The sequence below is a fragment of the Streptomyces sp. BI87 genome (assembly GCF_025957665.1).
Taxonomy (GTDB): Bacteria; Actinomycetota; Actinomycetes; order Streptomycetales; family Streptomycetaceae; genus Streptomyces; species Streptomyces albidoflavus.
Genome location: NZ_CP110079.1, coordinates 1,181,449 through 1,194,408, shown reverse-complemented (window position 1 = coordinate 1,194,408; position 12,960 = coordinate 1,181,449). Strand labels below are relative to the sequence as shown.

At 73.9% G+C, this 12,960-nt stretch carries 13 protein-coding genes; 11 read left to right on the top strand and 2 right to left on the bottom strand.

Translation table 11 applies throughout. From position 1 onward, the window contains the following. The 11 genes from OIM89_RS05115 to OIM89_RS05065 are packed head-to-tail and all read left to right on the top strand — an operon-like array spanning position 1 to position 10,719. Positions 1-1,254 carry an MCE family protein gene (locus OIM89_RS05115; protein ID WP_047469321.1) on the top strand — a complete coding sequence of 418 codons (1,254 nt, stop codon included), beginning with the start codon at positions 1-3 and terminating at the stop codon, positions 1,252-1,254. After that, positions 1,251-2,306: an MCE family protein gene (locus OIM89_RS05110; protein ID WP_047469323.1), complete on the top strand. Its 1,056-nt coding sequence runs from the start codon at positions 1,251-1,253 to the stop codon at positions 2,304-2,306. The genes OIM89_RS05115 and OIM89_RS05110 overlap by 4 nt, the downstream gene beginning before the upstream one ends. Next, complete coding sequence (locus OIM89_RS05105; RefSeq protein WP_047469326.1) at positions 2,303-3,352, top strand: MCE family protein; 1,050 nt, start codon at positions 2,303-2,305, stop codon at positions 3,350-3,352. The genes OIM89_RS05110 and OIM89_RS05105 overlap by 4 nt, the downstream gene beginning before the upstream one ends. Further along, positions 3,349-4,374 (top strand): MCE family protein, encoded by a 1,026-nt coding sequence (locus OIM89_RS05100; RefSeq protein ID WP_264491029.1) that lies wholly within the window; start codon positions 3,349-3,351, stop codon positions 4,372-4,374. Before OIM89_RS05105 ends, OIM89_RS05100 begins: the two co-directional genes overlap by 4 nt. Beyond that, positions 4,371-5,654 carry an MCE family protein gene (locus OIM89_RS05095; protein WP_047469328.1) on the top strand — a complete coding sequence of 428 codons (1,284 nt, stop codon included), beginning with the start codon at positions 4,371-4,373 and terminating at the stop codon, positions 5,652-5,654. The genes OIM89_RS05100 and OIM89_RS05095 overlap by 4 nt, the downstream gene beginning before the upstream one ends. Then, on the top strand, positions 5,651-6,925 hold the full coding sequence (locus OIM89_RS05090; RefSeq protein ID WP_030698142.1) for an MCE family protein: 1,275 nt from the start codon (positions 5,651-5,653) through the stop codon (positions 6,923-6,925). Before OIM89_RS05095 ends, OIM89_RS05090 begins: the two co-directional genes overlap by 4 nt. Next, on the top strand, positions 6,922-7,467 hold the full coding sequence (locus OIM89_RS05085; protein ID WP_030698141.1) for a hypothetical protein: 546 nt from the start codon (positions 6,922-6,924) through the stop codon (positions 7,465-7,467). The genes OIM89_RS05090 and OIM89_RS05085 overlap by 4 nt, the downstream gene beginning before the upstream one ends. After that, positions 7,467-8,114, top strand: a complete 648-nt coding sequence (locus OIM89_RS05080) for a hypothetical protein (RefSeq protein ID WP_226964545.1) — start codon at positions 7,467-7,469, stop codon at positions 8,112-8,114. The genes OIM89_RS05085 and OIM89_RS05080 overlap by 1 nt, the downstream gene beginning before the upstream one ends. A gap of 27 nt (positions 8,115-8,141) precedes the next feature. After that, positions 8,142-8,687: a nuclear transport factor 2 family protein gene (locus OIM89_RS05075; protein WP_030698139.1), complete on the top strand. Its 546-nt coding sequence runs from the start codon at positions 8,142-8,144 to the stop codon at positions 8,685-8,687. A 44-nt stretch (positions 8,688-8,731) separates the two neighbouring features. Continuing rightward, a complete protein-coding gene (locus OIM89_RS05070) occupies positions 8,732-9,460 on the top strand; it encodes a hypothetical protein (RefSeq protein WP_030698138.1) in 729 nt (242 codons plus the stop codon). A 35-nt stretch (positions 9,461-9,495) separates the two neighbouring features. Next, on the top strand, positions 9,496-10,719 hold the full coding sequence (locus OIM89_RS05065; RefSeq protein ID WP_264491028.1) for a lytic transglycosylase domain-containing protein: 1,224 nt from the start codon (positions 9,496-9,498) through the stop codon (positions 10,717-10,719). 20 nt (positions 10,720-10,739) lie between these two features. Here the strand turns inward: OIM89_RS05065 and OIM89_RS05060 are convergent, their stop codons facing one another. Continuing rightward, the gene (locus tag OIM89_RS05060; protein WP_030698340.1) at positions 10,740-11,573 is read right to left on the bottom strand and encodes an aldo/keto reductase; all 834 of its coding nucleotides are present in this window, start codon (positions 11,571-11,573) and stop codon (positions 10,740-10,742) included. A gap of 66 nt (positions 11,574-11,639) precedes the next feature. After that, positions 11,640-12,857 carry an MFS transporter gene (locus tag OIM89_RS05055; protein WP_247860065.1) on the bottom strand — a complete coding sequence of 406 codons (1,218 nt, stop codon included), beginning with the start codon at positions 12,855-12,857 and terminating at the stop codon, positions 11,640-11,642. Between the last annotated feature and the right edge of the window lie 103 nt (positions 12,858-12,960).

Genomic DNA, 12,960 nt, shown 5'->3' with positions numbered 1-12,960 from the left:
ATGAGCGAGAACACCGGCGCCGTGCTGCGCCGCAGAAGCGCGGGGATCGTCTTCCTGCTCGTCCCGGCCCTGCTGGTCTGGCTGGCCGTCGCCGTCTACGACAAGCAGTTCACCCGCTCCGAGCCGGTGGTGGTCGAGACCGGCACCGTCGGCAACGAGATGCACCTGGGCGCCGAGGTGAAACTGCGCGGCGTCGTCGTCGGCGAGGTCCGCGCCATCGACGCCACCGGCAGCGGCGCCCGCCTCACCCTCGCCATGAAGCCGGGCACCCTGGCCGGCGTCCCCGCCGACGTACGGGCGCAGATGCTGCCCACCACACTCTTCGGGGAGCGGTTCGTGGCGCTCGTACCCCCGAAGCAGCCGAGCGGCGAGGCGCTGGCCGCCGGGGCCGTCATCGCGCAGGACCGCTCCAGCAGCGCCGTCGAGCTCCAGGAGGTCCTCGACAACGTCCTGCCGATGCTCACCGCCGTCCAGCCGCAGAAGCTCTCCGCCACCCTCTCGGCCGTCTCCCAGGCGCTGGAGGGGCGCGGCGAGAAGCTGGGGGACACCCTCACCACGCTCGACACGCACCTGGCCAAGTTCAACCCGCACCTGCCGGCCCTCAACCGCGACCTGCGCCACCTCGTCGAGGTCAGCCACGTCTACGCCGACGCGGCCCCCGACATCCTCACCGCGCTCACCGACTTCACCACCACCAGCTCCACCCTCGCCGAGCAGGAGGGCCAGCTCGCCGCGACCTACGGCGCCACCACCCGCACCGCCGAGGACCTGACCGCCTTCCTGCGGCAGAACCAGGACAACATCATCCGGCTCAGCGCCACCAGCCGCCCCACCCTGGAGCTGCTCGCCGAGTACTCCCCGTCCTTCCCCTGCACCCTGCGCACCCTCGCCGAGTTCGTCCCCGCCATGGACAAGGCCCTCGGCAAGGGCACCGACCGGCCGGGCCTCACCGTCGAGGTCACCACCGTCCCCTCCCGGGGCGCCTACCAGCCGGGCCGTGACACCCCGTCCTACGACGCCTCGGGCGGCCCCCGCTGCTACCCGGTGCCCTACCTCGGCGCCTCGGTGAAACCCGCCGCCCAGCCGCCGGCCGCCGTGGAGCAGGAGCTGGGCCCGGCCAACTCTCCGCAGGAGAACGACCTCGTCAACGAATTGCTGGCCCCCGGTGCCGGGCAGGACCCCGGCGACCTGCCCGACTGGAGCAGCCTGCTGGCGGGACCGGCGTTCCGCGGCGCGGAGGTGACCCTCGAATGACCGACCGGAACCCGCACACCCGGCGCCGCGGCCTGACCGGGCCGGTGCTCAAATCCCTGGCCTTCCTCGTGGTCACCGTGCTGGCCACCACGGTGCTGGGCTTCAGCATCGCCAACACCGGCGTCCGCACCGGCACCACCACGTACAAGGCCCTGTTCACCGATGTCACCGGGCTCCTCGACGGCGACAGCGTGCGCATCTCCGGGGTCAAGGTCGGCGAGGTCACCGACGTCCGCGTCGTCGACCGGCGCCTGGCCCAGGTCACCTTCACCGTCCAGAAGGAGCGCACGCTGCCGCGCTCGGCGACCGCCGCCGTCAAGTACCTCAACATGGTCGGCCAGCGGTACGTCTCCCTCGACCGGGGCAGCGGCGACCTCGCCGGGACCCTGGAGAGCGGCGCCACCATCCCCGTCGCCCGCACCACCCCCGCCCTCGACCTGACCCTCCTCTTCAACGGCTTCAAGCCGCTCTTCGAGGGCCTTTCCCCGAAGGACGTCAACGAGCTGGCCGGCTCCATCGTGCAGGTTCTCCAAGGGGAGGGCGCCACCGTCGACAGCCTCATCCGGCACGTCGGCTCGCTGACGAAGACGGTCGCCGCCAAGGACCAGGTGATCGGCGAGGTGATCGACAACCTCAACACCGTCCTCACCACCCTCAACGACCGCGAGGCGGGCTTCGACGACCTCGTCACCACCCTCCAGAAGCTCGTCAGCGGCTTCAACGGCGACCGCAAGCCCCTCGGCGAGGCCGTCGCGGCCATGGGCGACCTCACCACCGTCACCGCCGACCTGCTCCAGGAGGGCCGGGCGCCCCTCAAGAAGGACATCGCCGAACTCGGCAGGCTCTCCACCAACCTCGGCGAACACACCTCGCAGATCGAGGAGTTCCTGGCGAAGACGCCCGCCAAGATGACCGCCCTGGCCCGCGTCTCCTCGTACGGGTCGTGGTTCAACCTCTACCTCTGCGAGGCGCGCGTGAGCGGTGTGGAGACCGACGACGGTTCGAAGCCGCCCACCGGCATCGGCCTCACCGAAGCGAGGTGCCAGGGATGAGCCGCCGCCCCCGCCTCAAGCCCGTCAAGGACCGCAGTCCCGTCGCCGTCGCCCTCGTCGGCCTGCTCGCCCTCGCCCTGCTCGCCGCCCTCGCGTACAACGTCGAGCGGCTGCCGCTGGTCGGCGGCGGCACCACCTACACCGCCGACTTCTCCGAGGCGGCCGGGCTCGGCGACGGCGACGAGGTGCGGGTCGCCGGAGTCAAGGTCGGCCAGGTCACCGGGGTCGCCCTGGACGGCGCCAAGGTCAAGGTCACCTTCAAGGTCCAGGACGCCTGGGTCGGCGACCGGTCCACCGCCGCCATCGCCATCAAGACCCTGCTCGGCGAGAAGTACCTCGCCCTCGACCCGCTCGGCTCCCGCGCCCAGGACCCCGGCGCCCGCATCCCGCTGGCCCGCACCACTTCCCCGTACGACGTGACCAGCGCCTTCCAGGACCTCAGCTCCACCGTGGACGAGATCGACACCGGCAAGCTCGCCGAGAGCTTCGAAGCGATCTCCGACACCTTCAAGGACTCCCCGCCGCACGTGCGCAACGCCGCCACCGGCCTCTCCGCACTCTCCGCCTCGATCTCCGAGCGGGACGCGAAGCTCGCCGAACTCCTGGAGGGCAGCACGAAGTTCACCAAGACGCTGAAGAACAGGAAGTCCAGCTTCGAGACGCTCATCGAGGACGGCGGGCCGCTGCTCGGCGAGTTGAAGCAGCGCCGCGACGCCATCCGCGCCCTGCTCAAGGGCAGCCGGAAACTCTCCACCGAACTCGGCGGCCTGGTCGACGACAACAGCAAGCAGCTCGGCCCGACCCTGAAGGCGCTCAGCCGCGTCACCGGCGTCCTGGAGAAGAACAAGACGCAGCTGGACAAGACCCTCGCCCTGGTCGGCCCCTACTACCGGCTGGTCGGCAACACCCTCGGCAACGGCCGCTGGCTCGACAGCTACCTGTGCGGCGTCGTCCCCCGCAACTACCTGCCCGAGGAATCCCAGCCCAAGACCGGATGCCTCCCGCCGCAGCAGGCGGCGGCGGCGAAGGGGAGCGGTGCCCGATGACCCAGCGCGGAAGAATTCTCAGCGCGGCCCTCGCCCTGGTGGTGCTGGCCGCCGGCGGCCTCGTCGCCGTCCGCCTCCTGGACGCGGGCACCACCCGCGTCACCGCCTACTTCGACCGCGCCGTCGGCGTCTACGCCGGCTCCGACCTGCGGGTCCTCGGCGTCCGCGTCGGCGAGGTCGAGTCGGTCGAGCCGCAGGGCACCAGGGTCCGCGTCTCGCTCGCCCTCGACGAGGGGGTACGGCTCCCCGCGGACGCCCGCGCCGTCGTCGTCGCCCCCAGCATCGTCGCCGACCGCTACGTCCAGCTCGCCCCCGCCTACACTTCAGGGCCCGCCCTGAAGGACGGCGCGGAACTCCCGGCGAGCCGCAACCGCACCCCCGTCGAGATCGACCAGCTCTACGACTCGATCACCGAGCTGGCCACCGCGCTCGGCCCCGACGGCGCCAACTCCTCCGGCGCCCTCTCCGGCCTCCTCGACACCGGCGCGAAGAACCTCGACGGCAACGGCAAGCTCATCGGCGAGTCGGTCGAGCAGTTCGGCAAGGCCGCCCGGACCCTCGACGGCAGCAGCGAGGACCTCTTCACCACCCTCGCCCAGCTCCAGGTCTTCGTCACCATGCTCAAGGACAAGGACGGCGAGGTGCGCACCGCCCAGGAACGCCTGGACGACGTCACCACCTTCTTCGCCGACAACAAGGACGACCTCTCCGGCGCCCTGAAGGAACTCGGCAAGGCCCTCGGCCAGGTCAAGAAGTTCATCAAGGACAACCGGGGCGAGCTGAAGAAGAACGTCGACCGGCTCGCCCCCCTCACCCAGGCCCTCGTCGACCAGCGCGCCTCCCTCGCCGAAGCCCTGGACGTGGCCCCGCTCGCCGCCGGGAACGTGGTCAACGCCTACAACCCCGACACCCGCACCCTCGACGGCCGGGCCAACCTCAACGAGATCAGCAACGGCGGCCCCCTGCTCCCGCTGCCCGCCGCGGGCGGCTCCTCGGCCGAGAGCGGGGTGGCGAAGCGATGAAGCGCGTCCCGCACCTCGGCAAGGCGGCCGGCGCCGGAATCGGCGGCGTCCTCGCCCTCGGCCTCGGCTTCACCCTGGCCCTCGGCGCCTTCGCCGAGGCCGCGCCCAGCTTCGAGGGGACCGAGAACCTGCCGCTGCCCGGCGGCGCCGACCTCGGCTCCGACCCGTACACGGTCACCGCCGAACTCGACGACGTCCTCAGCCTCGTCCCGCAGTCCGCGGTCAAGGTCAACGACGTTGCCGTCGGCCGCGTCACCCGCATCGAACTCGGCGGCGAGGACTGGGCGGCGCGGGTCACCATGAAGATCAACGGCAAGGTGCGGCTGCCCGCCGACGCCGGCGCCCGCCTGGAACAGTCCAGCCTCCTCGGCGAGAAGTACGTCCAGCTCGTCGCCCCCGCCAAGGAGACCGCCGCCGGGCGCCTGGGGGACGGCAGCGTCATCCCGGTGGCCCGCACCGGCCGCAACACCGAGGTCGAGGAGGTCTTCGGCGCCCTCTCGCTGCTCCTCAACGGCGGCGGCGTCAACCAGCTCAAGACCATCACCCAGGAACTCAACGCCGCCCTCGGCGGCCGCGAACCCGAGGTCCGCTCCATGCTGAAACGGGTGAACACGCTGGTCACCACCTTGGACGAGAACCGCGACGCCATCACCGACGCCCTCGACGGCGTCAACCGGCTCTCCAGCACCCTCGCCACCCGCAAGAAGGACGTGGGCACCGTCCTCACCGACCTCTCCCCGGGCCTGAAGACCCTGGAGAAGCAGCGGGGTTCACTGCTGGCCATGCTCCGCTCGCTGGACACGCTCTCCGGCGTCGCCGTCGCCACCATCGACGCCAGCAAGGACGACATGGTCGCCGACCTCAAGGCGCTCGCCCCCACCCTCAAGGCCCTCGCCGACGCCGGCAGCGACCTGCCCGACTCGCTCCAGGTGCTGCTGACCTACCCGTTCACCGACGAGGTGCTCAGCGGCGTCAAGGGCGACTACCTCAACACCTATCTGCACCTCGCAGCCACCCCCGGCACCGTCGTCGTCCCGCCGCTGATCCCCGGCGAACCGACGCCCACCGAGCCCCCGGCTGCCGGGGAGCCCGGCGTGGAGTCGCGGCGCAAGGCTCCCGCGCCCGGGAAGAAGTCCCCCGCCACGTCCGGGTCACCGTCCGCGAAACCCTCCGGGTCCTCCTCCGGCTCCCCGCTGCCGCTGCCCTCCGTCACCGCCCCCGCGCCCACCGGCTCCCCGGCCGGCAGCGGCACCCCGACCGCCGGAGGTGAGACCCGGTGATCACCCTCGCCGTACGGCTGAAGAACCTCGCGTTCCTGATCATCGCCGTCCTCGTCCTCTCCTTCCTCGGCATCCGCTACGCCGACCTCGGCCGCTACGCCGGCGTCGCCGACCACTACACGGTGACCGTCCAACTGCCGCGTACCGGCGGCCTGTTCACCCACTCCGACGTCACCTACCGGGGCGTCTCGGTCGGCCGGGTCGGACCCATCGGCCTCACCGGGGACGGGGTCAGCGCCGAACTGCGGATCAAGAAGTCGGCGCCGCGCATCCCCGCCGACACCGAGGCGGTCGTCGCCTCGCTCTCCGCCGTCGGCGAGCAGTACATCGACCTGCGCCCGGCGAGCGACGGCGGCCCCTACCTCGCCGACGGCGCCCGGATCGAACAGGCCGACACCCAGGTGCCCGCACCCGTCACCGATGTCCTCACCAGCATGAACGACCTCACCAACTCGGTGCCGCTGGACTCCCTGCGCACCGTCGTGGACGAGTTCGGCCTCGCCTTCGAGGGCCGCGGCGACGACCTCCAGGCACTCCTGGACAACGGCAGCGCCTTCGTCCAGGCCGCCGACCGCAACCTGCCCGCCACCACCCGCCTCATCCAGGACGGCGAGACCGTGCTGCGCACCCAGGCCGAGGAGGGCGAGGCCATCCGCGACTTCGCCACCGGCGCCGAGGAACTCGCCCGCGAACTCAAGAGTTCCGACGCCGACCTGCGCCGCCTCATCACCGTCACCCCCGACGCCGCCACCCAGGTCAGCGGCGTCCTGCGCGACCTCGACCCGAGCCTCGGCGTGGTCCTCGCCAACCTGCTGACCACCTCCGAGGTGGCCGTCACCCGCCAGCGCGGCACCGAGGAACTGCTCGTGAAGTACCCGGCCGCCGTCGCCGCCGGAGCCACCGCCGTCGACGGAGGAAAGGTCAACTTCGGCATGGCCGTCACCTTCTTCAAGCCCCTGCCCTGCACCACCGGCTACGGCGGCACCCGCTACCGCAACGGCCTCGACCTCGGCACCGCCCCGCCGCTCAACACCGGCGCCGCCTGCACCGCCCCCGCCTCCTCCGGCAAGAACGTGCGCGGCTCCGGCAACGCCCCCAAGGGCGGCCCCGTCCCCGCCCCGGCCAAGCCCGGCTCCCTGCCCTCGGGCAGCGCCGCCGCCTCCGGCACCCCGGCCGCACTTCCCGGCGCCCTCGCCCTGCCGGGACAGCGGGGCGACGCCCCCGCCGGCCTGACCGGACTCCTCGGCCCCGCCGCCGGGAGCGGACGATGAGGCGCGGCCAGCTGGTCACGCGGGTGGGCCTCGCCGTGGCCGCGCTGTTCTGCGGCGCCGGCGCCTGGACGTACGCCGACGCGCGGACCGACGACGGGCTCGCCCACAGCCGCGAGCGGGACGCCGTCCTCGACGCCGGGCGCCACTCGCTCGCCGTGCTGACCAGCCTCGACGCCTCCACCCGCGAGAGCGCGGCGAAGTCCGTCCGCGCCTGGCGCGACACCGCCACCGGACCGCTCCGCACCGAACTGGCCCGCACCGAGTCCGAGGCGGGCGCCTCGGCGCGCGGCACCGTCACCGAGGCCGCCGTCACCGCGCTGGACACCCGTGCGGGCACCGCCAAGCTCATCGCCACCGTCCGGGTCGAGGTCACCCCCGAGGGCGCCAAGGCGAGAACCACCGACCGCAAACGCCTGGAGGCCGTGCTCTCCCGCACGGTCGACGGGACCTGGAAGGTCCGGGCCCTCAGCGCCGTCCCGGTCGCGGACCAGGCGGACGAGCCCGAGGACGCCGGGGACCCCGAGGGTGAGGAGAAGCGCTGATGGGACCACTGCTGAGAAGGGCCGACGCCGAGCCCGCCGGCCCGGACGAGACCGCGGAGCAGGCCCCCGACGAGACCCCGGACACCACCGGGGAACCGGCCGAGACCCCCGACGGGCCCGACGAGGCGGACACCACCGGCCCCGTACGCCCCCGGTGGCGCCGCTGGGCCCCCGCCGCCCTCGCCGCCGTCCTCGTCCTCGCCGGTGGCGGCTTCTTCTACGGCGCCCACCAACTACGGACCACCCCCTCGGCCGAGAACCGCGCCCTCACCGACCCCGAGGCCACCACCCAGGTCGGCGGCGAGGTCTCCGGCGGACTCGCGCGGATCTTCTCGTACACCCCGGGCGGCACCGCGGCCACCGAGCGCTCCGCCCGCACGGTCCTCGCCGGGAAGGCCGCCCGGCAGTACGAGGACCTGTTCGACCAGGTCCGCGAGAGCCTTGCCGAGCAGCGGCTCACCCTCACCACCCAGGCCGTACGGACCGGCGTCGTCGAGCTGACCGGCGACCGGGCCCGGCTGCTGGTCTTCCTCGACCAGACCTCGCACCGGGCCAAGGGCGACCCCGCCACCGCCGCCGCCCAGCTGACCGTCACCGCCCAGCTCACCGACGGCCGCTGGCGCATCACCGACCTCACCACGCGCTGACCCCCGCACCGAAGAACGGGAGCACCCATGACCAGCAAGCTCCGCGCCGCCCCCGCCACGGCCCGCCCCCTTCTCGTGGCGGCGCTCGTCCTCACCCTGCTCGCGGGCGGCTTCGCGGTGTGGGGCGGCTGGGCCTGGTACGCCGCCGCCCACGACGACACCGCCGCCTACGCCGGGCAGCGCGACGCCGCGCTCGCCGCGGGGGAGCAGGCGGTGCAGAACCTCAACACCCTCGACCACCGCGAGGCCGACCAGGGCCTGGATCTGTGGGAGTCCTCCACCACCGGTGAGCTGCACCAGCAACTCACCGAAGGACGCAAGGAGTTCACCGACCAGGTGAAGAGCGCCAAGACCGTCACCACCGCCAAGGTGCTCTCCTCCGCCGTCACCGAACTGGACGACCGCGCCGGCCGCGCCAGGGTCCTCGTCGCCCTCCGCGTCACCGTCAAGGCCCCCGGCGCCGAGAAGACCGACAAGGACAGCCGCATGCTCGGCGAACTCACCCGCACCGGTGGCGGGTGGAAGCTCAGCGCCCTGGGCCAGGCACCCGTGGGCGGCACCCCGGCCGGCTGACCCGGCCCGTACCGCGCCCGCCGCCCGCACCGGAGAGGACCCGCATGTCGACCACCCGCCACCTCATCAACAGCCGGCGTCGCCGCCAGGCCCGCGACCCGCAGCCGCCCGCCGCCACGCCCCGCACCGGCCTGGCCCTGCTGCCGCCGGAGCCCGCCGACACGGCGGAGGAACCGGAGAACGCCCCCGAACCGGAGCCCGAGGCTCCCGCGCAGGAGCCCGCCCCGGCCCGCCGGCGCCGCCCCGGTGCCCTCGCCGTGCTCTGCCTCCTCACCCTCCTCCTCGGCGGCTTCGCCGGCTGGGCCCACGCGCGGGCCGCCTCCCTCACCGGCGACCCGGCCCGGCAGAACACCGCCCTCACCGACCTCGCCCGCACCAGCGAGATCAAGGGCCAGACCGGCCGCGCCGTCGCCGCCCTCTTCTCCTACGACCACGCCGACCCGGAGGCCTTCGACCGCGCGGCGAAGACCCTGCTCACCGGCAAGGCCGTCGACCAGCACGCCGCCCTCCTCGGCGAGGTCGCCGAACGCGCCGACGAGCAGAAGGCCGTCATCACCACCACCGTCACCGACAGCGCCGTCGAACGCATCGACGGCGACCGCGCCCGGGTCCTCGTCTACGCCGACCAGAGCAGCGTCAGCACCGCCGGCGGCGACAAGAAGAAGGACGAGGCCCAGGACGAAGGGGTCTACGCGGGCGCCATGTTCGCCGTCGACGTCGTCCACCGCGACGGGCGCTGGCTCGTCAGCTCCCTCGACACCTTCGGCCGCTGAGCCGCCCCGGACCACCACCGACAGGAGTGAGAGCGATGCCCGCACCCCGTGCACGACGCCTGCCCACGCGCACCCGCAAGGGGCTGCGCGCCAGCGCCGTCGCCGTCGCCGCCATGGCCCTGCTCACCGCCTCCCAGGCTCCCGGTCTCCTCCCCGAGGCGGTCGGGGACACCCTCGCCGACGAGGAACGCGCCGCCTACAGCGCCCCGCCGCCCGCCGACCCGCCCGGCGACGACGCGTACCACACCGAACTGCCGCCGCTGAAGGGCGCCAAGGCGGGCAAGGGCTCCTCGGGCGGGACCCCGCCCGCGACGCTGATCCGCGCCCAGTCCGGCATCCCCGCGACCGTGCTGCGGGCCTACCGGAACGCCGAGCGCCGGGTGGCCGGCAGCGACCCCGGATGCCGGCTGAGCTGGGAACTCCTCGCCGCCATCGGCAAGGTGGAGTCCGGGCACGCCCGGGGCGGCGCGGTGGGGGCCGACGGCACCACCCGGGGCCGCATCACCGGCCCGCCGCTCGACGGCAACGGCTTCGCCCTGATCCGCGACACCGACGGCGGCGCCCACGACGGGGACACCGTCTACGACCGGGCGGTCGGGCCGATGCAGTTCCTGCCCTCCACCTGGGCCCGCTGGGGCGCCGACGGCAACGGCGACGGCCGCAGCGACCCCAACAACATCCACGACGCCGCCCTCGCCGCCGGTCACTACCTCTGCGCCGGCACCCGCGACCTCGGCCGCCCGGCCGACCTGGACCGCGCCATCCTCAGCTACAACTACTCGCGCGACTACCTGCGGCTGGTCCGCCACTGGATGGAGTTCTACCGGGGCGGCGTGCACACCGTCCCGGACGGCGAGGGAGTCGTCCCCACCAGCCCTGGCCCCGGCGGCAAGACCCCCGCCACCCGCCCCGTCGGCGACGGCGACGACGGGGACGGCGGCATCATCGTCGGCCCCGACCCGGGCGACGACAAGCCCGGCAAGCCCAAGCCCGACCCGACCAAGCCCGGCAAGCCGTCCCCCTCCCCGAACCCGCCCACCAGCCCGGACCCCTCGCCCGGCCCCTCCGCGCCCCCGACCGGGTCCCCGGACCCCTCCCCCGGCCCCTCGGACCCGGGCACCCCGACCGACCCCGGTACGCCCACACCCCCCGAGGAGTGCGAGAGCCCGAGCCCCACCCCCGACCCGGACGAGAGCGCCGACCCGAGCCCGTCTCCGTCCCCGACCGACCCGGCGTGCGAGGACCCGGCCGAGGAGTGAGCCACGCGCGGCCCGCGCCCTCACAACACCTCCAGCGGCACCTTCCGCTCCGGCGGCGGGAAGGCCCGGTCCAGCGCGGCCAGGTCGTCGGTGGTCAGGTGGAGGGAGCGGGCCGCCGCGTTCTCCTCGACGTGGGCACGCGAGCCCGCCTTCGGGATGGCGATCACCTCCTGGTGACGCAGCACCCAGGCCAGCGCGACCTGCGCCGGCGTCGCCCCGTGCGCCTCGGCCACCTCGCGGAGCGCCGCATGGCCGAGCAGCCGCCCCTGCTCCACCGGCGAGTACGCCATGACCGGCACCGCCAGTTCGCGGCAGCGGGGGATCAGGTCGTACTCGGGGCCGCGCCGGGTCAGGTTGTAGAGGATCTGGTCGGTGTCGGGGTGGGCCGCGGCCGGGAGCTCGGCGAGGTCGTCGACGTCCAGGTTGCTCACGCCCCACGCGCCGATCGTGCCCTGGGCGACCAGTCCCTCCAGTGCCTCGACGGTCTCCTCCAGCGGGACGGGACCGCGCCAGTGCAGCAGGTAGAGATCGAGCCGGTCGGTGCCCAGCCGCCTCAGGCTCGCCTGGCAGGCATCGACGGTGCCGCGGGCGTCGGCGTGGGACGGCAGCACCTTGCTGACCAGGAACACGTCGTCCCGCCGCCCCCGCACGGCCTCCCCGACCAGCTCCTCGGCGCGCCCGCTGCCGTACATCTCGGCGGTGTCGATCAGCGTCAGCCCCAGGTCGATCCCGTGTCGCAGCGCGTCGATCTCCTCGGCGCGGCGGTCCGGGTCGTCGCCCATGTGCCAGGTGCCCTGTCCGAGCGCGGGTACCACCGCCCCGGAGGGAAGGGTCACGGTCCTGCTGGTCTTCATCGTGCGTCTCCTTACGTGGCTGTGGCCCGGTCCGGGCCGGTCGTACGGGAAGCCGGGCGCGCGCGGTCAGGCGCCGGGGCGCGGGCGGCGGGGCACGGCGCGCAGCAGCCAGATCCCGATGGAGCCGGCCAGGACCATCGCGCAGGCGCTGAAGACCAGCCCCGCGTCCCGCAGTCCGAGGGCGAGCGAGAGCGCGCCCACGCCGACCACGGGCAGCGAGATCCCGAGGTAGGCGACGACGAAGAAGGCCGAGGTGGTCTCCCCGCGCCGGTCGGCCGGGGCCCGGGCACTGACCGCGCTGAGCCCCGCGCGGAACAGCAGCCCCTGGCCCACCCCGGCCACCACCGCGCCCGCCACCAGCAGCGCCAGCGAGGTGGCGAGCAGCGAGCCGCCGATCGCGGCCAGCCCCGCCACCAGCACGAAGCACCCCAGCGGCAGCGCCCGTTCGGCCGGGACGCCGCCCAGGGACGCCTGCCCCACCGTGGAGGCGGCGAACGTCAGGAAGACGACGAGGCCGGAGACGGCCAGGTTGTGCACGCCGAGCGTCTGGGCCATGAAGCTCGGCGCGACCGAGGTGAAGAGCCCGAACATGGCGAACCCGGCGAAGGCCGCCAGCGCCGCCGGGATGAAAACCGACCGCGTCTCGGCGGGCACCGAGGGCCGCCGGGGCCGCAGCGCCGGACGGGGCCCGGCGTGCCGCACGGTCTCCGGCAGCACCAGGGTGAGGCAGGTGGCCACCGCCGCCAGCCCCAGGTGGACCAGGTACGGCAGCCGCAGCGGCCAGGGCGCGTACTGGGCGAGGAGCCCGGCGAGCAGTGGTCCGCAGCCGAGTCCCAGCATGTTGGCGGCGGTGGCCGCGAACGAGGCGCGGCCCCGGCGGTGGCGGGGTGCCAGTTCCATCACCGCCACCGTCGCCGTACCGGTGAAGAGCCCGGCGGAGAACCCGGAGAGCACCCGTCCGGCGAAGAGCAGCGGCAGCCCGCCCTCGAAGAGGAAGCAGAGCGCGCTGGCGGCCGCGCACCCGAGCCCCGCCAGCAGCACCGGCCGCCGCCCCAGCACGTCCGAGACCCCACCGGCCACCATCAGCACCGCGATCACCCCGGCGGCGTACACCGCGAAGATCACCGTCACCATCAGCGAGGAGAAACCGATCTCCTCCTGGTACAGCCCGTAGAGCGGCGTCGGCAGCGTCGTCCCCACCATGACGACGGCGAAGACGTACGCGGCGGCCGCGTACGGCCAGGAACGGGGACGGTCCGCCGGGTCCCGCTGATCGTTGGTCACAGCGGCACCTTAGGAAGTCAGCTTCCCCCGTGGCGGGACCCCGGGAAGGACGGGCGGGGCGGGCCTGCACATCCGGGGCCGCCGCCGCCCGTGTTGTGGCGAG